Source organism: Janthinobacterium sp. BJB446, assembly GCF_002735655.1.
Taxonomy (GTDB): Bacteria; Pseudomonadota; Gammaproteobacteria; order Burkholderiales; family Burkholderiaceae_D; genus Janthinobacterium; species Janthinobacterium lividum.
The window spans coordinates 102,282-124,948 of sequence record NZ_PDZK01000008.1 but is presented as its reverse complement, the minus strand read 5'-3'; the positions used below and the strand labels follow the sequence as shown (position 1 = coordinate 124,948).

General features: G+C 64.6%; 21 protein-coding genes. 18 read left to right on the top strand and 3 right to left on the bottom strand.

Features of this window, described 5'->3' with window-relative positions; all coding sequences use genetic code 11:
- Positions 1-208 precede the first annotated feature (208 nt).
- A complete protein-coding gene (locus CSQ92_RS27630; protein WP_099389901.1) occupies positions 209-862 on the bottom strand; it encodes an FMN-binding negative transcriptional regulator in 654 nt (217 codons plus the stop codon).
- Positions 863-1,324, bottom strand: a complete 462-nt coding sequence (locus tag CSQ92_RS27625) for an OsmC family protein (protein ID WP_070278998.1) — start codon at positions 1,322-1,324, stop codon at positions 863-865.
- Positions 1,325-1,430: 106 nt separating this feature from the next.
- On the opposite strand from CSQ92_RS27625, the gene pdxR reads away from it, so the two are divergent.
- From pdxR to CSQ92_RS27570, 11 genes are all read left to right on the top strand, one after another.
- On the top strand, positions 1,431-2,915 hold the full coding sequence (pdxR, locus tag CSQ92_RS27620) for a MocR-like pyridoxine biosynthesis transcription factor PdxR (RefSeq protein WP_099395939.1): 1,485 nt from the start codon (positions 1,431-1,433) through the stop codon (positions 2,913-2,915).
- A 38-nt stretch (positions 2,916-2,953) separates the two neighbouring features.
- Complete coding sequence (locus CSQ92_RS27615; protein ID WP_034784387.1) at positions 2,954-3,517, top strand: DNA-3-methyladenine glycosylase I; 564 nt, start codon at positions 2,954-2,956, stop codon at positions 3,515-3,517.
- Positions 3,517-5,154, top strand: coding sequence for an FAD-dependent 5-carboxymethylaminomethyl-2-thiouridine(34) oxidoreductase MnmC (mnmC, locus tag CSQ92_RS27610; protein WP_099395938.1), 1,638 nt, complete (start codon positions 3,517-3,519; stop codon positions 5,152-5,154). Before CSQ92_RS27615 ends, mnmC begins: the two co-directional genes overlap by 1 nt.
- A 162-nt stretch (positions 5,155-5,316) precedes the next feature.
- A complete protein-coding gene (locus CSQ92_RS27605; RefSeq protein WP_080753547.1) occupies positions 5,317-5,814 on the top strand; it encodes a rhodanese-like domain-containing protein in 498 nt (165 codons plus the stop codon).
- 19 nt (positions 5,815-5,833) lie between these two features.
- Entirely contained in the window at positions 5,834-6,829 is a 996-nt protein-coding gene (gene epsC / locus CSQ92_RS27600; RefSeq protein WP_099395937.1) for a serine O-acetyltransferase EpsC, read from the top strand.
- Between the two features lie 7 nt (positions 6,830-6,836).
- Complete coding sequence (locus tag CSQ92_RS27595; RefSeq protein WP_034784364.1) at positions 6,837-7,061, top strand: helix-turn-helix domain-containing protein; 225 nt, start codon at positions 6,837-6,839, stop codon at positions 7,059-7,061.
- Between the two features lie 227 nt (positions 7,062-7,288).
- A complete protein-coding gene (locus CSQ92_RS27590) occupies positions 7,289-8,218 on the top strand; it encodes a family 2A encapsulin nanocompartment shell protein (protein ID WP_034784363.1) in 930 nt (309 codons plus the stop codon).
- Positions 8,193-9,986, top strand: coding sequence for a family 2A encapsulin nanocompartment cargo protein cysteine desulfurase (locus tag CSQ92_RS27585; protein ID WP_099395935.1), 1,794 nt, complete (start codon positions 8,193-8,195; stop codon positions 9,984-9,986). Before CSQ92_RS27590 ends, CSQ92_RS27585 begins: the two co-directional genes overlap by 26 nt.
- Positions 9,987-10,142: 156 nt before the next feature.
- On the top strand, positions 10,143-10,862 hold the full coding sequence (locus tag CSQ92_RS27580) for a sensor histidine kinase (RefSeq protein ID WP_070279002.1): 720 nt from the start codon (positions 10,143-10,145) through the stop codon (positions 10,860-10,862).
- Positions 10,863-10,873: 11 nt separating this feature from the next.
- A complete protein-coding gene (locus CSQ92_RS27575; RefSeq protein ID WP_099395934.1) occupies positions 10,874-12,604 on the top strand; it encodes a response regulator in 1,731 nt (576 codons plus the stop codon).
- Between the two features lie 16 nt (positions 12,605-12,620).
- Positions 12,621-12,884: a hypothetical protein gene (locus CSQ92_RS27570; protein ID WP_225317168.1), complete on the top strand. Its 264-nt coding sequence runs from the start codon at positions 12,621-12,623 to the stop codon at positions 12,882-12,884.
- Positions 12,885-12,905: 21 nt separating this feature from the next.
- Here the strand turns inward: CSQ92_RS27570 and CSQ92_RS27565 are convergent, their stop codons facing one another.
- Complete coding sequence (locus CSQ92_RS27565; RefSeq protein WP_099395933.1) at positions 12,906-13,610, bottom strand: PhaM family polyhydroxyalkanoate granule multifunctional regulatory protein; 705 nt, start codon at positions 13,608-13,610, stop codon at positions 12,906-12,908.
- Between the two features lie 149 nt (positions 13,611-13,759).
- Between CSQ92_RS27565 and CSQ92_RS27560 the strand changes: the two genes are divergently transcribed.
- The 7 genes from CSQ92_RS27560 (at position 13,760) to CSQ92_RS27530 (ending at position 22,606) form a co-directional block, all read left to right on the top strand.
- Positions 13,760-14,881, top strand: coding sequence for a DUF3108 domain-containing protein (locus CSQ92_RS27560; RefSeq protein WP_257219385.1), 1,122 nt, complete (start codon positions 13,760-13,762; stop codon positions 14,879-14,881).
- Positions 14,882-15,646, top strand: coding sequence for a DUF3108 domain-containing protein (locus tag CSQ92_RS27555; protein ID WP_099395932.1), 765 nt, complete (start codon positions 14,882-14,884; stop codon positions 15,644-15,646).
- A gap of 224 nt (positions 15,647-15,870) precedes the next feature.
- Positions 15,871-17,241, top strand: coding sequence for a hypothetical protein (locus tag CSQ92_RS27550; protein ID WP_092608970.1), 1,371 nt, complete (start codon positions 15,871-15,873; stop codon positions 17,239-17,241).
- Entirely contained in the window at positions 17,234-17,980 is a 747-nt protein-coding gene (locus CSQ92_RS27545; protein WP_070257725.1) for a hypothetical protein, read from the top strand. Before CSQ92_RS27550 ends, CSQ92_RS27545 begins: the two co-directional genes overlap by 8 nt.
- 8 nt (positions 17,981-17,988) lie before the next feature.
- On the top strand, positions 17,989-20,820 hold the full coding sequence (locus CSQ92_RS27540) for an ATP-binding protein (protein WP_099395931.1): 2,832 nt from the start codon (positions 17,989-17,991) through the stop codon (positions 20,818-20,820).
- The gene (locus CSQ92_RS27535; protein WP_180277130.1) at positions 20,820-21,851 is read left to right on the top strand and encodes a DUF4424 family protein; all 1,032 of its coding nucleotides are present in this window, start codon (positions 20,820-20,822) and stop codon (positions 21,849-21,851) included. The genes CSQ92_RS27540 and CSQ92_RS27535 overlap by 1 nt, the downstream gene beginning before the upstream one ends.
- A gap of 149 nt (positions 21,852-22,000) precedes the next feature.
- Positions 22,001-22,606 carry a nucleotidyltransferase family protein gene (locus CSQ92_RS27530; protein WP_306532439.1) on the top strand — a complete coding sequence of 202 codons (606 nt, stop codon included), beginning with the start codon at positions 22,001-22,003 and terminating at the stop codon, positions 22,604-22,606.
- Positions 22,607-22,667: the final 61 nt, after the last annotated feature.

Below are 22,667 nucleotides of genomic sequence, written 5' to 3'. Positions count from 1 at the left end.
CGGCGCGCATCGCCCGCATCATTCTGGTCTCGACGGCGCTGTCGTTTCTGACGTTTTCAGCGGCCGTCAGCTGGCTGGCGTGAGGGAGGACTCGTTGGTCCGGGCCACGCCGCGCGCCTTGCGCATCATCGTGAGCACTGCGCGGCGCGCATCGCCCGCATCATTCTGCTCTCGACGGCGCTGTCGTTTCTGACGTTTTCGGCGGCCGTCAGCTGGCTGGCGTGACGTTGGCGGCGATCAGCGCGCCCAGGGCCTGCGCCGCACCGGGCTGGTTGTCCAGCGCCAGGCCATGCGCCATGCTGGCCTGGTCCTGCATGCTGCGGTTCTGCCCCAGCTTCCATTTCCCCGTGATGCGCGTGAGGGGGATTTCGATGCCGACGATGGCTTTCAAGAGTTTCTCGATATAGCCGGCCGGTGCATCGGCCACCCGCCACGGCGTGGCTAGCCCCGCTTCATGGCGCGCCGTCAGCCGCTCCACCAATCCCAGCAGCCACGCCGCATCGTCGATGGCGCGCAGGGGGCCGTGGGCATGCACCACGGCGTAATTGAAGGTTGGCACTTCCTTGCCGCTGCGCTGCTTTTCCGCATACCAGGCGGGCGTGATGTAGGCGTGCGGCCCCTGGAAAATCACCATGCATTCATCGTTCTCGCCGGCGCCGCGCCACAGCGCATTGGCGCGCGCCACGTGGGCGCGCAGGATGCCGAACGGGGCCTCGGGCGTGGGTGCGGCGATCTCGAACGGCAGATGGTCGGCGCACAAGCCATAGTCGTCATGGCGCACCAGCGCGCCCAGCGGATGCGCGGCTATCAGGCCATGCAGCACGTCGAGGCGCTCTTCGCGAAAGCTGGCGGGCGTGTACATCTAGTGCGCTCCTTCCACGACCACGTCGGCCGTCAGCGAATTGGCGATGTAGCAGCGCTCGTGCGCGTCGTGGTGCAGGGCCGCCAGCGCGTCGGGCGAGGGTGGCGTTCCCGCGAAGGCGATGCACGGACGCAGCACGATGCGCGTCATGGCCAGGCGGCCTTGTGCATTCTTGCCCAGTTCGCCGACGGCATCGTCGCGGTAGTCGTCGATGACGTAGCCGCGCTGCGCCGCCAGCGACAGGAAGAACAGCATGTGGCAGCTCGACGTGGCGGCCACCAGCGCTTCTTCCGGATCGATATTTGCCGCCACCGACATGGGTAGCGGCACGGAGAGGGGCGACGACGAGGCGGGTACCGTCAGGCCGCCGTCGAACTGCCATGCATGGCCACGGCTGTAGCGCTGGCTGGCGAAATCCTGGCCGTCGCGCTGCCAGGCGACGGTGGCGAAAAACTGATGCATGGGTGCTCCGCAAGAGTAGAGGGGATGCGCCATCTTAGCGCCAGTCTTGGCTATTTAAAACAGCCAATAAGTGCTATCTTTAAGCTACCAATTCAAGAGCGCCACCATGCCAGCTTCCCACCTGCACCAGATCATCGCCGCCTTGCCGCTGCAGCGCAGCGCCAGCGAGCCGCTGTTTCGCCAGCTGTATGCGGCCATCAAGGCGGCCATCCTCGATGGCCGCATGAGTCCCGGCATGCAGCTGCCGCCCACGCGCGAGTTTTGCCGCCTGCTGGCCGTGTCGCGCCAGACGGTGCTCAATGCATATGCGCTTCTGACGGCCGAAGGCTATCTCGACGGCGCCGTGGGGCGCGGCACCTTTGTCAGCATCGACGTCCCCCTGGCTGCGCCGCCCGCCAGGGCGGACGCGCCCGGCCTGCTGCGGCCCCTGTCGGCGCGCGGGCAGGGCGTGGTGGCGGCCATGCGCCAGGTGGCGTTCCACCGGGGGGCGCTGCGCGCTTTCCGGGTCGGCATGCCGCGCATCGACCACTTCCCGTTCGACGTGTGGAACCGCCTGGAAGCGCGGCGCTGGCGCCGGCCCGACCACCATTTCGGCTACAGCGACCCGGCCGGCTACCTGCCGCTGCGCGAACTGCTGTGCGTGTACTTGAAAGCCTCGCGCGGCGTCCAGTGCACGCCGCAGCAGATCGTCATCACTTCCGGTTCGCAGCAGGCGCTGTTCCTGCTGTCGACCATCCTGCTGGCGCCGGGCGACGCGGCCTGGATGGAGTCGCCCGGCTACCGGGGCGCCAGCGGCCCGCTGCGCGCGGCCGGCGCGCGCGTCTTCCCGGTTCCCGTCGATGCGCAGGGGCTGGACGTGGCGTATGGCGTGGCGCACTGTCCGCAGGCGAAGCTGGCGTACGTGACGCCATCGCACCAGATGCCGCTGGGCGTGAGCATGAGCTTGCCCCGCCGTCTGGCCCTGCTGGCCTGGGCCGCGCACAATAAAGCCTGGCTGGTGGAAGACGATTACGACAGCGAATACCGCTACACGGGCGCGCCGCTGGCCTCGCTGCAAAGCCTGGACCGGGCCGGCTGCGTGGTGTACGTGGGTACTTTGTCGAAGGTGCTGTTCCCGGGGCTGCGCCTGGGCTATATGGTGGCGCCGCCCGCGCTGGCCGACGCGCTGGTGCAAGCCAAGGCCGTGATGGACCGGCACACGGCCATCGTGCCGCAGATGGCGCTGGCCGACTTCATCGCCGAAGGACACTTTGGCCGGCATATCCGCCGCACGCGCGACAGCAATGCCGAACGGCGCGACCTGCTGGTGCGCGGCATCGCGCGCGAACTGGGCGACCAGCTCGCGTGCGGCCCGGCCGACAGCGGCCTGGAACTGTGCGCGTATTTTCGCGCCGGCCACGATGAGGAAACCGTCGCGCGCGCAGGGCTGGAGCATGGCATCGAATTGCGTCCGCTGGGCCACTATGCGGATCCGGCGGCGGGCCCGGAGTGTGCCACGCCACGCGGGCTGCTGCTGGGCTTTGCGGCGATTCCCCCGGCCGAGATGGCGCACGGCTTGCAGGAACTGGGCCGCATCCTGCGCGGCCGATAAACTATACTGGGACTTGCCTGCATATGAAGAACACGACCATGAATATTACCCGCTGCGCCTGGGCCAACCCGGCCAATCCCCGTTATCTCGACTACCACGATACAGAGTGGGGCGTGCCCTGCCACGACGAGCGCCGGCTGTTCGAGATGCTGAACCTGGAAGGCGCGCAGGCGGGCCTGAGCTGGGAAACCATCCTCAACAAGCGCGATACCTACCGCGCCGCCTTCGACGGCTGGGATGCTGAAAAAATCGCCGCGTATGGCCCGGACAAGGTGGCGCAGCTGCTGCTCGATCCCGGCATCGTGCGCAACCGCCTGAAGGTGGCGGCCGCCATCACGAATGCGCAAGCCTACCTGCGCCTGCGCGCGGAAGGGCAGACCCTGGACAGCTTCCTGTGGGCGTATGTCGATGGCCAGCCTATCGTCAACAGCTGGCAGCCGGGCGAGTTTCCCGCCAAGACGGCCTTGTCCGACAAACTCTCGAAAGACTTGCTCAAGCGGGGTTTCAAGTTCGTCGGCTCGACCATCATCTACGCCTACATGCAGGGCATCGGCATGGTCAATGACCATGCACCCACCTGCTTTTGCCGGGCGGGGCGTTGATGCGCCGCGCTCTCGTCCTGCTCGACACGGATTTTGACGGCGCCCGCTTGCGCGCCGCCTGTGCGGCGCATGGCGGCCGCCGCCTCCATTACATCGCGCTGGCGCCGCGTCCCGTCGATGCGCGCCACTTGCCCGAGCAGTGGCGTGCACAGTGGCCGCCCTGCGTGCCGGGCCTGCACCGCATGGTGTCGCACGATGGCCTCGTCACGCTCGATGTGCTGATCGGCGAGCCCGATGCCTGCCTGGCGCAATTGTCGGCGCGCGTCGACGAAGTACACCTGGCCTGGGTGCCCGCAGCCACGCCGGTGCTGGCGCGCCTGATGATGGACGGCGCCCGCCTGCAGGCCGTGCACCTGGACGAGGCGCAGCGCGCCGCCCTGCAAAAGAATGGGTTTGTCTTCGACGAGAGCCGCCTGCGCGCCGTGTTTTATGCGCGGCGCGAAGAGTACGCGGCCGTCACCGTCACCGTGCCCGAGCGGCGCGCCATCGTCATCGGCGCGGGCGTGGCCGGCGCGGCCGCCTGCGAACGGCTGGCCGCGCGCGGCTGGAAGGTGACCTTGATCGAACGCCACGCGCAGCCGGCCAGCGAGGCGTCGGGCAACCTGGCCGGCATCTTCATGCCGCTGATGTCGAAGGACGACAATATCGCCACGCGCCTGGTGCGCACCGCCTACCTGTACTCGCTGAGCCGCTGGAAAGACCTGGGCGGCATCGGCGCCGCCATCGAGGGTGTGCAAAGCGGCGTGCTGCACCTGGCGCGCGACGGCGCGCATGCGCAGGTGCAGCGGCAGATCGCCGCCAGTGGCCTGTATCCGCGCGAATTCGCCCGCTGGCTGGAAGCGCCCGAGGCGAGCGCCATGCTGGGCGCACCGGCGCCCGATGGTGCCTGGTGGTTCGAACAGGGCGGCTGGGCGCGCCCGTCTTCCGTCTGCGCGGCCATGCTGGACGCCTGCGGCGCCTTGCTCACGCGGCGTTTTTCCAGCAGCGCCCTGCGCCTGGAGCGTGGCGATGAGGAATGGCTGGTGCGCGATGCGCAAGGCACCTTGATCGCGGCCGCGCCCACCGTCATCCTGGCGGCCGGCACGGGGGCAGTCGATTTCGAGCAGGCGGCGGGCCTGCCGCTGGACGCCGTGCGCGGCCAGGTCACGCACCTGGCCGAAGGCAGCTTGCCCTCGTTGCCGTTCGTCGTCTGCCGCGAAGCCTACATGACGCCGGCGCACCAGGGTGTCGTCTGCGTGGGCGCCAGCTACGATGTCGACGCGGACACCGACTTGCGCCCATCGAGCCAGGAAGACAATATCGGGAAGATCGCCGACATCCTGGGCGTCGCCCCGTTCGATGCGCCGCTGGCGGGTCGCACGGGATTTCGCTGCATGGCGCCGGACCGTCTGCCGCTGGCGGGCGCCTTGCCCGACCCCGGCATCCCAGGCCGCTGCGAGCGCCTGCGCGACGTACCGCGCTGGCCCGGCCTGTTTGGTTTGCTCGGTTACGCCTCGCGCGGCCTGATCTGGGCGCCGCTGGCGGCCGAGCTGCTGGCATGCCAGCTGGAGGGCGAGCCGCTGCCGCTGGAACGTCAGTTGGCAGAGGCGCTCGATCCTGCCCGTTTTTTACTTCGCGAACGCCGCCGCGCTGCTTGAGCGTAGGCGCAGAGCAGGCGAGGGCTGGGGTCTGATCCCATACACCGACCCCATATACGTTTTTCAGCTTTCCAAACTCTTTTTAATTTGTTTTCCGAACAACATAAGTTCGCTACAGTGGACTCGTGCTGGTTTTTGACGACGGAATAAAGAGGTGGAAAGATGGCTGCTGCAGAACTGATTTTCGATCCCCGCGCCGGGCACGGCGAGGCGGCCTTTGACGAAGTACTCAATCTCGCGCGCGCCCAGGCGCAGGCGCAGGGCTTGCCGTATGCGGGTATCGTCAGCGCGCAGGATGCGTGGCAGCTGGTGCAGGCCGGCAAAGCCGTGCTGGTCGACGTGCGCACCAACGAGGAACGCACCTTCGTCGGCTACGTGCCGGCCTCGCTGCACGTGGCGTGGGCGACCGGCACGTCCATGAACCGCAATCCCCGCTTTACGCGCGAACTGGAAGCCAAGGTGGGCGGCAAGGATGCCGTCGTGGTGCTGCTGTGCCGCAGCGGCAAGCGCTCGGCCGCAGCCGCCGAAGCGGCCGCCAAGGCGGGTTTCACGCATGTCTTCAATATCGCGCAAGGCTTCGAGGGCGACCTCGACGAGCAGCAGCAGCGTGGCCACAGCGGTGGCTGGCGCTGGCATGCGCTGCCTTGGCTGCAAGATTAACTCTCTTCCCGGGACCACCATGAACCAGCGAGCCATTCCCCCTGTCTCCCTTGCCGCGCAGCCGCAATGGGAACTGCGCCAGATCGTCGATGAATTGCGCGCCGTGCGCGAGCAGTGGCGCGAAGGACTGGCCAGCACTCAGGAGTGCGGCGCGCGCGAATTTCCGTCGCGCCAGCATTTGCACGACATCATCAAAGCCCTGTGCGCAGCCCTGTTCCCCATGCGCCTGGGTCCCCTCGACCTGCAGCAGGAGAGCGAGGATTTCTTTGTCGGCCATACGCTCGACACGACCTTGACGGGGCTGCACGAACAGGTGCGGCGCGAACTCAGTTACCACGCGCGCCAGCATGGCTTGCAGCAGACGGTCTCCATCGAACAGCAGGCGCTGGCCATCGTGCAGCGCTTCGCCCGCGCGCTGCCGCGCATCCGCGCCCAGCTCGACACGGACGTGGCGGCCGCCTTCCATGGCGACCCGGCCGCGCACAGCGTCGATGAAGTACTGCTGTGCTATCCGGGCATCCTCGCCATCATCCACTACCGCCTGGCGCACACCCTGTATGCGCTGGGTGCGCCGCTGGTGGCGCGCATCATCGCCGAAGTGGCTCATTCGCAGACGGGCATCGACATCCACCCGGGCGCCATCATCGGCAGCAGTTTTTTCATCGACCATGGCACGGGCGTGGTGATCGGCGAGACGGCCATCATCGGCGAACGGGTGCGCATTTATCAAGCCGTGACCCTGGGCGCCAAGCGCTTTCCCGCTGGCGCCGACGGCGTGCTGAAAAAGGGACTGGCGCGCCATCCTATCGTGCAGGACGACGTGGTCATCTACGCGGGCGCGACGATCCTGGGACGGGTGACCATCGGCCAGGGCTCCGTCATCGGCGGCAATGTCTGGCTGACCCGCAGCGTGGCGCCCGGCAGCCATGTCACGCAAGCGCATAACCAGCAGGAGGCGCAGGAGCTGCCTGAGTTGCCGGCGCCATCCCACCCCGCTTTTGCCCACCACCCATGAGGACAGCATGTTGATCAAACAGTTTGGACTGGCCGTGCGCCAGTTGCGCGAAGGGCATGGCTGGTCGCAGGAGCGCCTGGCCGAAGCGGCTGACTTGAACCGCTCGTTCATCGGCGAGATCGAGCGGGGCGCCGCCACGCCGTCGCTGCTGACGGTGGAAAAGCTGGCCGGCGCGCTCGGCATCGGCCTGGCGGGATTGATGGCGCGCTGCGAGCCGGAATTGGTGGATTAAAAACAGGTAAAACGCATAACAAAACCGTAGCGAGCGGCAGTGAGTTGTGGCCGAGAAGCGCAGCTGTGCGAATGCACAGTGAGCATCGCAGGCTGCAAATCGCGACGCGCAGTAGGTTTGGTTAAGCGTGTTTTGGTGGCGATAGCATGTTGAGAGAAGAGGGGAGACGTCCGATACTTTATTCGTTTTTCAGATAAGCATATTCACTTTTCTCATCAGGAGTAGTCATGGCAGAAGCAACAGAGAACCAGTTCGCGCTGGGCGATAACGCCGCGCGCCAGCTGGCCAATGCAAGCAAGAGCGTCCCCCAGCTGTCCACCATCACGCCGCGCTGGCTCGTGCACCTGCTGCAATGGCTGCCCGTGGAAGCGGGTATCTACCGCCTGAACCGCGTGAAGAATCCGAAGGACGTGCGCGTCGCCTGCTCGCAGCGCGACGAGTCGGAACTGCCGCAAACCTTCGTCGACTACGACGACCAGCCGCGCGAGTATTTCCTCAATGCCGTCAGCACGGTGCTCGACGTGCACACGCGCGTGTCGGACCTGTACAGCAGCCCGCACGACCAGATCAAGGAGCAGCTGCGCCTGACCATCGAGACGATCAAGGAGCGCCAGGAAAGCGAGTTGATCAACAATCCCGATTACGGCCTGCTGGCCAGCGTGCACGACGACCAGCGCATCTTCACCCTGACGGGCGCGCCCACGCCGGACGACCTCGACGAACTGCTGACGAAAGTGTGGAAGGAGCCGGGCTTTTTCCTCGCGCATCCGCTGGCCATTGCCGCTTTTGGCCGCGAATGCACGCGCCGCGGCGTGCCGCCGCCGACCGTCAGCCTGTTCGGCTCCCAGTTCCTCACGTGGCGCGGCGTGCCGCTGGTGCCATCGGACAAACTGCCGATCGAAGACGGCAAGACGAAAATCATCTTGTTGCGCGCGGGCGAACAGCGGCAGGGTGTGATCGGCCTGTTCCAGCCTGGCTTGGCGGGCGAGCAAAGCCCGGGCCTGTCCGTGCGCTTCATGGGCATCAACCGCCATGCGATATCGTCCTATCTGATTTCGCTGTATTGCTCGCTGGCCGTGCTGACCGACGATGCGCTGGCCGTACTGGAAGACGTGGAGATCGGTAAATACCATGACTACCCAGACACCTACAAGTGATGGCGCGGCGGGCTTGCCTGCCGTCCCGTTCTTACCTGATGAGGCGACCCTGAACCGCCTGGCCGGTGAATTCTTTGCCCGCCTGCCGGGCGTGGATAAATCTCCCAGCCTCGGTGGTTCCGGCAGCGTGCTCGATGCGGCACCCCGCTATGCGAACCGTCCGCCGCCGCAGCCCGGCCCTTCGTTTGCCGCCATCGCCCCCGGCGTGGCGACGGCGCAGGTGCCGCCCGTGACGGCGCCGCTGGAGTCGCCGATTGCGCCGTCGCCGGCCTCCGTGCCGACGCCACGCCTGTCCGCCCTGAGTGCGCCGTCGCCCTATTATTTTGTCGGCGGCGCGCATGGCTATCCCGCGTCGAACGGCAAGCTCGACGGCCTGGCGCAGCAGGGGCTGGGACAAGCGGCACCCGACGATGTGCGGGGACTGTTTGCCACGCCGCAGCAGACGCCCGCGCGCCAGCTGCCCGTATCGCCGGCTAACAGCCAGCCCGCGTTCTATTTCCAGACCGAGCTGCCTTCGGCGGCGAAGCCTGGCCAGCACCAGACGCCGGCGCCGTTCGACGTGCATGCCGTGCGGCGCGATTTTCCCGTGCTGGCCGAACGGGTCAACGGCAAGCCGCTGGCCTGGTTCGACAATGCGGCCACCACGCACAAGCCGCAGTCGGTGATCGACCGGGTGTCGTATTTCTATGCGCACGAAAATTCGAACATCCACCGCGCGGCGCACGCATTGGCGGCGCGCGCCAGCGATGCCTATGAAGCGGCACGCGCCAAGGTGGCGCAGTTCCTCGGCGCCGCTTCGCCCAATGAAATCATTTTCGTGCGTGGCGCCACCGAGGGCATCAACCTGGTCGCCAATACCTTTGGCCGCAAATACATCGGCAGCGGCGACGAGATCATCGTCTCGCAGCTCGAGCACCACGCCAACATCGTGCCGTGGCAGCAGCTGGCGGCGGAAAAGGGCGCGACCCTGCGCGTGATTCCCGTCGACGACAGCGGGCAGATACTGCTCGATGAATTCCGCAAGCTGCTCAACGGGCGTACCAAGCTGGTGTCCGTGACGCAGGTGTCGAATGCATTGGGCACCGTGACGCCCGTGGCGCAGATCATCGCGCTGGCGCATGCGGCCGGCGTGCGCGTGCTGGTCGATGGCGCGCAAGCCGTGTCGCATTTGCGCGTGGACGTGCAGGCGCTGGGCGCCGATTTTTATGTCTTCTCGGGCCACAAGGTGTTCGGTCCGACGGGCATCGGCGCCGTATATGGCAAGGCGGACTTGCTGGAGCAGCTGCCGCCATGGCAGGGCGGCGGCAACATGATCGCCGACGTCACGTTCGAGCGCACCGTCTACCAGGGCGTGCCGAACCGTTTCGAGGCGGGCACGGGCAATATCGCCGATGCCGTGGGCCTGGGCGCGGCCATCGACTACGTGCAGCGCATCGGCCTGGAAAACATCGCTGCCTACGAGCACGCGCTGCTGGAATACGCGACGCACCACCTGCAGGCCATTCCCGGCGTGCGCCTGATCGGCACGGCGTTTGACAAGGCCAGCGTGGCCTCGTTCGTGCTGGCCGGTTACGAGCCAGCGGAAGTGGGGCGGGCCCTGAACGACGAGGGCATCGCCGTGCGCTCGGGCCACCACTGCGCCCAGCCGATTTTGCGCCGTTTCGGCGTCGAGGCGACCGTGCGGCCCTCGTTCGCCTTCTACAATACGTATGAGGAAATCGACCGCATGATCGTCGTGGTCAAACGCCTGGCGGCCGCACGCCGCTGATCTTGCCGGCTTGGCCATCCGATGCCGCCCTTGCGCAAGCGGGGGCGGCATTGTTGCGTCAAGTCAGTGACTTTACGCGCGGCTGGCAGGCGCGCGCATGCTGGCGGTATAATTTATCCTTGGCAATATTCAAGCTGCGGCCCAAGGAGATATCCAGTGGAAGATCAACACAGCTCGCCCGAGCTTTTCCTGTTCCTGGCGTCGACCGTGCACGACATGAAAAACTCGATCAGCGTTGTCAGTGGCACCCTGGAGTCGCTGCTGGCGGCCGAGCAGGCCAAGCCCTCGCCCCAGGCCGACCCTGCCTACCTGCAGATGGCGCAGATGCTGTACCAGACCAAGCGCCTCAACGATAACCTGATCCAGCTGCTGGCCCTGTACAAGGAGGTGGGCAAGCCCGGCTACCCGTTCGACGTGCAGCCGCAGCTGGTCAGCCAGGTGGTCGACCAGGTGGTGGACCAGGAAAAGATCCTGCTGGCCTCGAAAGGCATCCGGCTGGAGACGGCCTGTCCGCCCGAGCTGATCTGGACCCTCGATGAAGACCTGGTCATCGGCGTGCTCGCGCACGCCATCAACAACGCCATCCGCTACACGAAGGACACGATCCGCCTGTCGGTCTGCGAGGCCGATGGCTTGCTCGAGCTGCGCGTGGAAGACAATGGCGACGGTTATACGCAGGCCTTGCTCGACGCGGGCAGCGCGGCCATGGATGGCATGGCGGCCGGCGTGAACTTTTCCACCAACAGCACGGGGCTGGGGCTGTATTTTTCCAGCGAAGTGGCAAAGATGCACAAGCACCGGGGCAGCAGCGGCAGCATCGCGCTGGAAAACGGCGGCGCCCTGGGCGGCGGCTGTTTCATCCTGCGCCTGCCCTGAACGAGGAATCCATGACGACAGACAGCCACGCCACCGCCGCCGAAGCGGGCAGCACCGACTGGGCCGACAAACATTATCTGCTGGTCGACGACTTCATCGGCATCCGCATCCTGCTGCGCGAATCCCTGCGCAACCTGGGCGCGCGCCATATCGACCAGGCGGCCAGCGGCGGCGAAGCCATGAAGCTGCTGGCCAAGACGCGCTACGACGTGGTGCTGTGCGACTACAACCTGGGCGAAGGCAAGAATGGCCAGCAAGTGCTGGAAGAGACGCGCGTGCGCAACCTGACGGCGCCTTCCAGCGTCTGGCTGATGGTATCGGCCGAGAAAAGCGTGGAATCCGTGATGGGCGCGGCCGAGCACCAGCCCGACGCCTACCTGATCAAGCCGATCACGGAAGGCGTGCTGCTGACGCGGCTGAACCGCGTATGGCACAAGAAGCAGGTATTCCGCGAGATCGACCAGGCCTGCATGGAAAAGGATTATCTGCGCGCGGCCAAGCTGTGCGACGCGCAGATCGAGGTCAACAAGCTGCACGAGCTGGAACTGCTGCGCATGAAGGCCAGTTTGCTGCTGAAGAGCGGCGAGCCGGAAAAGGCCCGTGCCGTGTACGAGAAAGTGCTGGCCGAGCGCGATTACAGCTGGGCCAAGGCGGGCCTGGGCAAGATCCGCATGAATAACGGCGAACATGAGGCGGCGCGGCAGATCTTCCAGGGCGTGATCGTTGAAAACAAGTATTACATCGACGCCTACGACCAGATGGCCGTCGCCTACCAGTTGATGGGCCAGCACGAGGAAGCGTGCGGCGTGCTGGAAAAGGCGGCGCGCCTGTCGCCCAATTCCGTGCCGCGCCAGCGCAACCTGGGACTGGCGGCCTTGAAGGTCGGCAATGTCAGCATGGCGGAAAAGGCCTTTCGCAAGTGTATTTCCATCGGCGAGTTTTCCGTCATGAAGACGCCGGACGCCTATCTGGGCCTGGCGCGCGTGTGCGGCCTGAAGAAGGATGCCAAGGAGGCGCTGCAATGGCTGTTGCTGGCGCAGCGCGAATTCTCGCCCGAGCAGATTGGTTTGCGCGCGAAGATCACGGAAGGCATGGTGTACCATGAAACGGGCGATTACCGGCGCGCCCGCAAGTGCGGCGACGAGCTCGAAGCCATGTTGCTGGAAGACCCGGCGCGGCCTGAGAAAAGCATTTGCATGGAACTGGCCACCTTGCTGTTCGCCGTCGGCGTCAAGGATGCGCCGGCCGGCCTGCTGTGCTACGTGGTGAAGAACAACCACGACAACCAGGTGGTGCAGGACGAAGTGCAAAAGATTTTCGACAAGGCGAAGATGGGCGACGAAGGCACCAGCCTGATCATCGCTTCGCGCAAGGAAGCGTCGGACTTGATGAACAAGGGCGTGCTGCTGTGGAAGACGGACAAGCTCAACGAAGCGGTCGCCTGGATGCGCGCGGCGCGCGAAAAACTGCCGAACAATTTGCGCATCCTGTTCAATTCCGCGCAAATCATCGTGTCCTTCCTGCAGCAGCGCGGGTTTCAGGCCGACTTGGCGGCCGAGGCCATGGAAGTGTTGTTGTATGTAGACAAAATTGCACCAGGGCAGCAACGCTTCGCGCAATTGATGGAGCAACTGGTGCAGCTGACGCCGCCGCCCGGGCCGGAAGAGGCCGTCGTGGTCGCGGAAAAAGCGCCGCCGGCGCCGGAAAAAGGCGGAAAATCCATGCGCGAGCGTGCCGGATGATAAACTAGGGGCCAGCGTGGGTTCGCCCGTGCTTGAGTTGCTTTACAACAATAAGGAAGAAACTATGCGTGATGTGGTCAATGAAGTGTACAAAAAAATGAAAGTCGGCAGTATTGCCTGGGTACGCCCGGTCGCCGCCAAGGGAGACACGCTGGAAACATTCCAGTCTTCGTACGAGCACGCCAAGGCGCTGGCTGACGAAGGCCTGATCACGATCGGTGACGTAAAACGCCAGGCCGACAACATGATCGAGGCGATCCGCATTCATCGTATCGCCTGATCATATCGCCGGCTTGCAGCATCAGGCCTTGCCTGGCGCTTTAGCCTTGGGTGCCGCGCGTTTCGCGGGCGCCTTGCGCAGCGGGGCCTTGGCCTTGGCTGCCGTGCCTGCCTCTGCAGGTTTGGCCGGCTTGCTGGCCGCTGGCTTGGCTTTGCTCACGCTGCCAAAGCTGGCCGCTGCCGCACTGGCCGCATCGGGCGACATGGCCGTCGATACGGCTTGCTTGAACTGATCTTGTAACAAATTCCACCAGGCACTTGGATTGGCCAACTGGCTGCCGGCATCGCCGGGCGCCGCCGCAGCGGGTTCCGGTGCGGGCGCAGGTGCGGGCGCCGGTTTCGGTTCAGGCGCCGCAGGCGCGGCTTGCTGGAAAAACGCGGAAGCGTAGGGTACCGATTCAAACACGGTTTTCTCGCTGGCGCCCGGTTGCGTGATGGCCGCCGCCAGTGATGCACCCATCGATTTCAATGTGGCGATGGTGCCGCGCTGCACTTCCAGCGCCTGGATACTGCCGCGCAGCATGCTGGTATTGAGGTTCAGCCACGCTTCGACGGCTTTCAAGTCGTTGATTTTCTTGTCCAGCTCTTCCACCGACATGGTAGGCGCCGTGATGCCAGGCACGCCCATGCCGGGCACGCTCATGCTGCCCCACAGGTTTTTGACGAAGTCGAGCGTATCGGTCACAACTGCTGCGCCCGGAATTTGGGGCATTTGCGGGTTTGCCATGCGAAATCTCCTGGTAGATGGATAGGCTTAGCGTAGCAGATATCGGCTTGCAACTGACGCAATGCCGCCAACATTTTCTTACATAAAACATTAAGAGTTGAGCACGGGCAAGAAGCGGGAAGCGGGGCGGAAGCGTTACACTACGCCTCATGATGCCTGCTTCCTTCTTTTCGTCACCGCGCCGCCGTACCGTCATCTTTGTTGCGGTCATCGGCGCACTGCATTACGTGGCGCTGGAATGGCTCACCTCGCATGCCAGCATGGTGCCGCTGAGGCAGGATCATGCACAGGTGGTCAGCATGGCCTTGATCGCCGAGCCGATCCAGCCCCTGCCGGTGGCGCCGCCGCCACCGCCGCCCGAACTGCGGCCCGTGCCCAAGCCCAGGCCGCCGCCACCGCCGCCGCTGACGGAGCTGGCATCGAGTGAAACGCCGCAGTTGACGGCGCCTGTCAGCGACGTGCCGGAAGGCCCGGCCACGACCGCGCCGGCCGCGGTGGCTGCGCCGGCCATCACGGCGCCCGCACCGGCCGTGGCAGCGGAACCCGTGCCGGCCAGCGCGCCGCCGCCACCGCCCGTCGAGCAGGCACGGCACTACAAGACGAATGCGCCCGCGTCGGCCCAGTTCGACCTGCACGTGGACCGGCGCGATGCGGACGGCACCAAGTGGCAGGGCGTGGCCGCGATGGCGTGGGAAAACCGGGGCGACGCGTATCAGCTGAAGCTGGAGGTGGGCTTGAGCATGCTGATCACGCGCATCAACCTGCTGGTGCTGACCAGCGAAGGCGTGATCGATGGCAGCGGTATCGTGCCCGTCACGGCCACGGAGAAACGCAAGGGCCGCGCGCAAACGGCCACGCATTTCAACCGCGACGCCAAGGCCATCACGTTTTCGGCCACGACGGCCACGGCGCCATGGCAGGAAGGGGTGCAAGACAAGGCCACGGTGCCGTTCCAGCTGGCCGCCATCGGCCGCGCCGACGTCAACCAGCTGGTGGGCAATATCGACATTCTCGTCGGCGAGGAGAAGGAGGCGACCGTGTTCCGCTTCCACCTGGTGGGCGAGGAAGAACTGGAGACCAAGATGGGGCGGCTGGTGACCTGGCATTTGCGCCGGCCGCCGAAGCCCGGCACGTATTCGTCGCAGCTCGATATCTGGCTGGCGCCATCGATGCAATGGTATCCGGTACAAATACGCAATACCGAAGCGAACGGGGCGCTGACCACGCAAACCGTGACCAAGATCTCCGTAAATGAATCAACAGGAAAATAAATGACCACTTTGACTACCTTGAAACGCATCCTGGCTGCCAGCCTGCTGGCCGCCACCCTGACGCCCGCCATGGCGGCGGACGAGCCCGTGGACCATCCCGTCATCAAACGCCCGTACAAGCTGGCGCCATCGGCCGACCTCGTGTATTCGATCAAGGCCAAGCAGCGCGGCATTGCGCTGTCGGGCGAATCGGTCAGCAACTGGCGCGCCGGCGACGGCAAGTACTCGCTGCTGGCCGAAACCAAGGCGGCCCTGTTTGGCAAGATCCTCGAGCAGCGCAGCGAAGGCACGGTCGACGATTTCGGCCTGGCGCCGGCGCAGTTCGTGGAAAAGCGTTTCCGCAAGGAGGCGGCCACCACCACCTTCAAGCGCGACAGCAAGACCATCGTCTTCAGCGAGGGCGATGACAGCTATCCGCTGAAAGGCGGCGAGCAGGACCGCAACAGCACCGTCTGGCAACTGGTCAGCGTGGCGCGCGCCGCGCCCGAAAAATTCACGCCCGGTTCGGAATGGAGCTTCTTCGTTGCCGGCCGCCACGACGCCGAACCGTGGACCTTCAAGGTCGTCAAGCAGGAGACCGTCGCCACGGGCCAAGGTCTGTTGGAGGCCGTGCACCTGGTCAAGGCGCCGCCGCCGGACAAGAAGGGCCAGCAAGTGGACCTGTGGCTGGCGCCGTCGCTGGAATGGTATCCGGTGAAGGTGACGTTCGCCGATGAAGACGGCGACTACGTCGAGCAAACCCTGCAAAAGATCGTCAAGAAGTAAGTGTTCACTAATGGTTTGGGGCCAGGCATGCCGTGTTTGACCCCCCATTTCATCCTCCTGGCCCGGCACGGCGCACCGGCCGTGTTGCGCCGTGTCCGCACCGCCCCCTCCCATGCGCTAAATTGCATGTCAGAACTGATATACTGACGCCCCCGCCCCGCAGCGCCGCGTTAGCCCGCAGCGCCGCCCGCTGAACACTCATCCGGAAAAGAATGATTGATATAATGGCAAGTGCAGCCGTGGCTACGGATGCAAATCAGACAGAGCAAGAGCATCACGATTCCTTGCAGGCGCATTTCCAGCCCAATATTTCGGCCGACGAGATCGAGCAGGTATTTCACTTGAAGCGGGCGCAGCCCCTGCTGCAAGTGTTTACGGCCCTGTTCCATGGCGGTTTCGATGGCGTGCTGGTGCGTCTGCTGGTGTTGCGCGAACTCGCGTCCGATGCGGCCACGTCCGCCTATACGCGCGCCGATATCAATACGAAACTGGCGTATCTGTTGCCGGAAAGCCTGGAAACGGTCTTGCTGCGCCTGCGCTCGAACCAGTTGCTGGCCTGGGATGCGCAGCAGGGCGTGTACCGCGTGACGCCGATGGCGCGCAATGTGCTGTCCGCCATCGACAGCCTGCTGGGCCTGGGCCAGACGGAAGATGAAGCGGAAATGGGTTTCCTGCTGTCGCAGGTGGCGGGCGCGCAAGCCGTCGGCGGCGTGTCGGTCGAGCAACTTCAGCATTTGCTGGGGCGCCTGGTGGACTTGACGGAAGAGTTCTCCGACGCCATCGCCTCCGGTTCCGAGTTCCGCTTGCGCACGGCGCAGGCGAAGTGGAACATGGCGTGCGACTGGGTCGAGAAGGGTTCCGAGATTCTTGTGGCGATTACTTCTGACGAAAACGCGGACAGCGCCACGCACAAGGCGGCGCAGGCGATTGGCCGCGCACAAAGTAAATTGTTGAACATGCAAGGCATGTTTTCGCGCGCCCTGAACCAGATCGAGCGCCAGCGCGTCCACTTGGGCCAGTCGGGCCTGTCGACCACGGACATCAAGCGCTGGCTCTTGCTGCATGACGACCTGGCCAGCCTGGCCGAAGGCGCCATTGACCAGCCCGTCGTACCGCTGTTCTCCACGCCGGCCGAGATGATCGACGTGGCCGAAACGGAACTGCTGTCCGAACGGGCGGCAGGCGTCATCAACACGGGCCTGCCCAGCGGCGAGGACGCGCCCACCACCATCAGCGACGGACCCGCCATGCAGCTTGAACTCGATGACTTGCTCGAACGCCTGTCGAACTTCGCCAGCCTGGGCAATTTCCCCAGCATCGGCGAAGAGGGGCCGAAATCGGTGCCCGTGCAGGACTCGCTGCTGCCGGCCAGCTTTGCCGTGGCCTCCTACCGCGCCTCGATGCTGCCGCTTCTGGGCGACGTGTCCGAAGCGAGCTTGCAGGGTTCCACGGCCGAACTGGCCCGTCTGCCGATTACCTTTACACCGACCGACGAGATGGTCCAACTGACCGACCCCCACGTGGCGGCCATGTCGATCGCCTCGCTTTCACTGAATGTTTCACTTGATTTAGATAGCGGCACCGCCGATGAATGACGATTCCCAAATCCTGATTGCGCGCCTGCTCACGCATCAAACCCTGCGCCGCGACGACAAGCTCGTCAAGCGCGTGCTGTCCGACGAGCTGTTCCGCGCCGAGATCGATGCGCGCCTGCTGGCCTGCGGCCTGAAACTGCTCGACAACGTGTATGCCGACCATGTCACCCTGGCCCTGACGCGCACTATCGAGCCGAAGATCTTCGGCGCGCGCGACGTGTGGCAAAACAATAATTTCGGCCTGGCGCGCGATGGCGTGGCCTTGCTGGTGGTGCTGTGGGCGCAGATCATCCTGCCCAAGCGCGAACGCCAGGAAACGCACCAGCACGCGGACGACGACCAGAACGATATGTTCGGCACGGAAAAGCCGTTGCCGCGCGCGGAAGACGCGTCGATCGGCATTTCCTACAAGGCGCTGCTGTCCGACTTCGGCGACAAGCTGGGCAAGAAGACGCGCATGGACATGAACTTGGGCACCCTGGCCAAGCTGGGCTTTATCGAGCGGCGCGGCGATTTCATCCTGGAAGGTCCGCTGCTGGACTTGATGATGGACACGGACGTCTTGAAAGAGCGCATCATCAATGGCGCCCTGGCCGACGTGTTCAAGCGGGCGCCAGCACGCCTGGTGGCCGTCAGCGGCGATTCACTGCTCGACGCCGACCTGGCAGACGACCTGTCCGCCGACATCGGCGACCTGCCTGACGCCGGCGACGAGCCCGCGTCCGACCTCCCTCACTGAAAGCGCCCATGTTTCATATCAAATCACTTGAACTGGTGCACTGGGATTACTGGCAGCGCATCAAGAATATTCCGCTCGACGCGAAGATCATCACCATCGCGGGGCAGAACGGCTCCGGCAAGACCACCTTGCTCGACGCCTTGCGCACCCTGTTCGGCCTCGATTGCTCGATGGGCCGCACGTATAAACACTATGCGCGCCACTCGGGCCAGCAGACGGCCTGGCTGCGCGCCGTGGTCGACAACAAGAACGTGGGCAAGCAGCTGTCGAACCGCCCGTTCCGCAGTTCCGGCTTCTTCAGCGACGATGAAGTGACGCTGTTTTGCCAGATCCAGAAGAACGGCGGCGACTGGAAGCGCCAGTATCTGATGCGTCCGGGCAATGTGCAGATCGAGGACATCACGGACGCCAACGACTGGCTGGGCGTGGAAAACTACCGCAAGCGCCTGGCCAATGCGGGCCTGTCGCCCGCCATGTCGAAAGTGCTGGCGCTGGAGCAGGGCGAGACGGACAAATTGTGCGAATACGCGCCGCGCCAGCTGCTCGACCTGGTGTTCCAGGTGTTTGGCGACAAGGAAGTGCTGGACGCCTACGACGAAGCCAAGCGCCACCAGCGCGATACGGAAGTGGAACTGAAACGCTTCGAGACGGAACTCGAGGCGTCGAAAACCAACCTGGAAGGCTTGCGCCTGCGCGTGGCCAATTACCACCAGTGGGAAGGGCTGCATAAAGAGCGCCGCAACCTGCTGGAAGAAGTGCTGCCCAGCTTGCAGTACCACGAGGCGCGCGAAAAGGCGGCCATCGCCAGCCGGCAATTGCGCGATGCGCGCAAACCGATGGCGCAGGCCGACCAGCAACTGACGGACAAGCGCAATGCGCTGGCCGCGCAGGCGAAGGCCCTGTCCGACGCGCAGATGAACGAGACCCTGCTGGAGCAGGAGTCCATTGGTCTGCAGAGCCGTTTGTCCTTGATCAATGCGAAACTGAAACCGCTGGACAGCCTGCTGGAACAGAAGGACCGTCTGCACAAGCTGGCGGCCGACTCGGGCAGCGACATCGCCGAAGTGGCGGCCCAGCTGGAACAGAAGGAAGCGGAATTGCTGCGCCAGCGCCAGCAGCGCGACGCCCTGTCGGCCCGTATCGCGGCCGAGCAGGCGACGATTGCCGCGCTGCAAGGCAAGACGGCCATGCCGGAGCCGGACAATGTGCGCGGCATGCGCCGCGCGCTGCGCGACGCGGGGATCAGCCACGCCATGCTGTCGGACATCGTCGAAGTGACGGACAGCCGCTGGCAGGGCGCCGTCGAAGGCGTGCTGGGCGGTTATGCCTCGGTGGTTCTGCTCGACAAGGCCAAGGATGCGGCTGCCGCCTACCGCCTGGCCGAGAAGGAACGCTATCGTCACTTCATCGTGCCCGACCTGGTCACGGCGCCCGTCGCAAAAGACGAAAGCCTGCTGGCTGTGGTGAAATTTTCCGCGCCCGTGCCCAGCTGGCTGATCGAGCAGCTGTCGCGCATTTCCCGCGTCGATTCCGTCGAAGCGGGTTTCAAGCTGGGCAACCACGAAGAGTGGATCACGCCCGAGGCGTATCACCGCGAACGCCGCGGCGGCCGCTCGCTGTTCGTGGAAGCGTCGCGCTACCGCTTCGGTCAGGCTGGCCGCAGCGGCCGCCTGGAAGCGCTGCTGCGCTCCCTGCCGGGCCTGGAAGGCCAGGAAGACACCTTGACTCTGGCGATCTCGAAACTGGCGGCCGAAGTGGGCGCCTTGAAAGCGCGCATCGCAGGCGTCGACGCGGCCAAGGAACTCAGTGCGCGCCAGGAAGAATTCGCCGAAGCGCTGCGCAACTCCAAGCCGCTCAAGGAAGAGCGCCTGGAAGTGGGCGGCCGCCTGGGCGAGCTGCAAAACCTGACGAAGAACGCCACCGTGGCGCGCACGCGTGCCGATACCGTGTGGCAAAACGCGCGCCTGGCACTGTCTGAAGCGGAAGCCGGTTCGCGCCTCGGCTACAAGAAGCAGATCGAACAGCGCGCCGAGCATGCGCGCGGCTTGCTGGCCCTGCGCCACGCGTGGCGCCACTTGCCGAAAAGCTGGCGCCGTCCCGCACGCCGCGCTGCCCTTGTGGCCGAGCACCAGAATGCGCACCAGGTCGATCTGCGCGTGGCCAGCCTGCAAAACAGCCTGGCGCGCGACGACTGGGAACTCGACGCCACCGTCATCGACCAGCACCACCGCCTGTCGGACCAGCTGCATGGCCGCCAGTCGGAGACGGACGAGCGCCGCTACCAGAACAACCGGGCCATCGAAGCGACGGGCAATGCCCGCGGCGCCTACATGGAGCGCTTGCGCTACACCATCAAGACGTACAGCAAGAACATCAAGGAGCTGGGCGAACTGGCCGGCATCGAAGTGCATGCCGACCCCGTGCGCCTGGAAAACGACGATGTGCAGCTGTCGCAGGCGGGCTTGCATGTGCGCTTCAAGTTCGATGGCAAGGGCGTGATCGGCATGAATGACGGCGAAGCGTCGGGCGGCCAGCAGGTCATGAAGTCGCTGGTGCTGTTGATCGGCTTGCTGAAATCGGAAGACGGTTCCGGCGGCTTCGTCTTCATCGACGAACCGTTTGCCCACCTCGATATCCGCAACATTCAACTGGTCGGCGAGTTCCTGAAAAACACGGAAGCGCAATACCTGATGACGACGCCGTTGACGCACAACACGGATGTCTACGATCCGTCGGAGCTGACCTTGATCACCAGCAAGAAGAAAAAGGATACCCAATGGGCGCAACCGATTTTCGTGCTGCAGCGCCGCGTCGATCCCGTCTCGGGCAAGGCGGCGTGATGCTGGTGCGCACCTTGCTGGCATCTGCCGCGCTGGCGCTGGCGCTTGCGTGTTCGGCGCCGGCAATGGCCAACGACGGCATCGGCTCGGTCGGTACCGGCGGCATTATCGTCGGCAAGAGCGACGCCGTGGCCATGAAAAAGGAGGTGCTGACGGTCAGCCCGGACTTGATCAAGGTCGAGTACGAGTTTCTCAACGAATCGAAAAGCGATGTGGAAGAGACCATCATCTTTCCGCTACCTGCCTACGAGGCCGGCTACCACCAGTCGCCCACGTATTACGGCCAGCCGCAGCAGTTCTCGATCGAGGTCGATGGCAAGCGCAAGGATTACCAGACCGTGCTGGCCGCCAAACTCGACAGCCGTGACGTGACGGCGCGCCTGGCGCAGCTTGGCCTGTCGGACGCGCAAGTCGCTTATTTTCCGTCGTTCAGCCCGTTCGAAAAAAAGGTGGCGCCCTTGAGCGCCGCGCAGCAAAAAGCCATGATCGCCGAAGGCTTGCTGGCCAAGCTGTCCGAAGACGAAGAATGGGTGCCGGCCTGGTCCGTGACGGTGGTTTACCAGTGGCGGCAGAAATTCCCTGCCGGCAAAACGGTGCGCGTGCGCCATCAATATGCGCCTTTCGTGGCCGCCGGCCCCGGTGCCTCCTACTTGGGCGACGGCAAGGAGTTTGAGCAAAAGTATTGTGGCGACAAGGCTTTCTACAAGACGTGGAACCGCCTGGCGGCGCAGCAAGGCGAGAGCGGCTTCGTCAATGCCAAATGGGTCTCGTACATCTTGAAGACGGGCAACACCTGGAAAAATGGCATCGAAGACTTTACCTTGAACCTGGTCAAGGGCAAGCCGGATGAGTTGATCAGCCTGTGCTTTCCCGGCACGTTCACCAAGATCAATCCCACCACCTTGCAAGTCAAGCTGCGCAACTTCCGCCCGCAGCAGGATCTGAACGTATATTTCGGCAATGTCGAGAATGGCAGCGGGAATACGGGCGAGGCGCCTGCGTTGCGTAGCAATTACTTGCTGACGAAATAGAAAGACCGCGCTTTGGAAACTGCTGCTCTTCAGCACCCACTGCGTATGCTGTTCCCGGGTGCGCTGCTTGCCGTGCCCGCCGCCCGGGCCGACAGTGATGCCGCTTCCAGCAAGCCGGCGCGCGCCTGGAAGCGATCCTGGACCCGCGCGTGAGTACGCAGCCGGCACTGGCAGCGCGGCTGCGCGCCATCGTCAGGAGCACGCCATGGTGCATGCAAGTCCTGCACGCCGTGGCGCAGCTGGGCTTGCCGGACTGCTGCATCGGCGCCGGCGCCGTGCGCAACCTCGTTTGGGACGCCTTGCACGGCTATGCGCATCCATCGGCATTGAGCGATGTCGACGTGGCGTATTTCGATGCGCATGATTCAAGCCCGGAAAGCGAAACGCAGCTGCGCCAGCGCCTGGCCACCTTGCTGCCCGGCGTGCCGTGGGAGGTGTGCAATCAGGCCAGGGTACACCTGTGGTTCGAAGACGAGTTTGGCTACGCCGTGCCGCCCCTGCTGTCGCTCGACGATGCCATCGCTACCTGGCCCGAGTTTGCCACCTCGGTTGGCATCTATCTGCAGCCTGACGGCGAGATCGGCATCGTCGCGCCGCATGGCCTCGATGACCTGTTCAGCATGGTGGTGCGGCGCAACCCCGCGCGCATCAGCGAGGACGGCTATGCGCAGCGCCTGGCCAGCAAGGACTATGCGCCGCGCTGGCCGCGCGTCACCATCATCTCCCAAGCAAGTGATGGTGTAAAACGCAATTAAATGCAATATGGATACAGATTGCCTATAATTACCAATTATCCAATAGTATTCTTCTGATCTG

Bases quoted from the DNA above. Each gene is read 5' to 3' on its own strand.
- CSQ92_RS27625 (WP_070278998.1), bottom strand. From the start codon at position 1,324: ATGCATCAGTTTTTCGCCACCGTCGCCTGGCAGCGCGACGGCCAGGAT.
- CSQ92_RS27565 (WP_099395933.1), bottom strand. From the start codon at position 13,610: ATGGCAAACCCGCAAATGCCCCAAATTCCGGGCGCAGCAGTTGTGACC.
- CSQ92_RS27595 (WP_034784364.1), top strand. From the start codon at position 6,837: ATGTTGATCAAACAGTTTGGACTGGCCGTGCGCCAGTTGCGCGAAGGG.
- CSQ92_RS27575 (WP_099395934.1), top strand. From the start codon at position 10,874: ATGACGACAGACAGCCACGCCACCGCCGCCGAAGCGGGCAGCACCGAC.
- CSQ92_RS27535 (WP_180277130.1), top strand. From the start codon at position 20,820: ATGCTGGTGCGCACCTTGCTGGCATCTGCCGCGCTGGCGCTGGCGCTT.
- mnmC (WP_099395938.1), top strand. From the start codon at position 3,517: ATGCGCCGCGCTCTCGTCCTGCTCGACACGGATTTTGACGGCGCCCGC.
- CSQ92_RS27630 (WP_099389901.1), bottom strand. From the start codon at position 862: ATGTACACGCCCGCCAGCTTTCGCGAAGAGCGCCTCGACGTGCTGCAT.
- CSQ92_RS27540 (WP_099395931.1), top strand. From the start codon at position 17,989: ATGTTTCATATCAAATCACTTGAACTGGTGCACTGGGATTACTGGCAG.
- CSQ92_RS27555 (WP_099395932.1), top strand. From the start codon at position 14,882: ATGACCACTTTGACTACCTTGAAACGCATCCTGGCTGCCAGCCTGCTG.
- CSQ92_RS27545 (WP_070257725.1), top strand. From the start codon at position 17,234: ATGAATGACGATTCCCAAATCCTGATTGCGCGCCTGCTCACGCATCAA.
- epsC (WP_099395937.1), top strand. From the start codon at position 5,834: ATGAACCAGCGAGCCATTCCCCCTGTCTCCCTTGCCGCGCAGCCGCAA.
- CSQ92_RS27615 (WP_034784387.1), top strand. From the start codon at position 2,954: ATGAATATTACCCGCTGCGCCTGGGCCAACCCGGCCAATCCCCGTTAT.
- CSQ92_RS27550 (WP_092608970.1), top strand. From the start codon at position 15,871: ATGGCAAGTGCAGCCGTGGCTACGGATGCAAATCAGACAGAGCAAGAG.
- CSQ92_RS27605 (WP_080753547.1), top strand. From the start codon at position 5,317: ATGGCTGCTGCAGAACTGATTTTCGATCCCCGCGCCGGGCACGGCGAG.
- CSQ92_RS27590 (WP_034784363.1), top strand. From the start codon at position 7,289: ATGGCAGAAGCAACAGAGAACCAGTTCGCGCTGGGCGATAACGCCGCG.
- CSQ92_RS27585 (WP_099395935.1), top strand. From the start codon at position 8,193: ATGACTACCCAGACACCTACAAGTGATGGCGCGGCGGGCTTGCCTGCC.
- CSQ92_RS27560 (WP_257219385.1), top strand. From the start codon at position 13,760: ATGATGCCTGCTTCCTTCTTTTCGTCACCGCGCCGCCGTACCGTCATC.
- pdxR (WP_099395939.1), top strand. From the start codon at position 1,431: ATGCCAGCTTCCCACCTGCACCAGATCATCGCCGCCTTGCCGCTGCAG.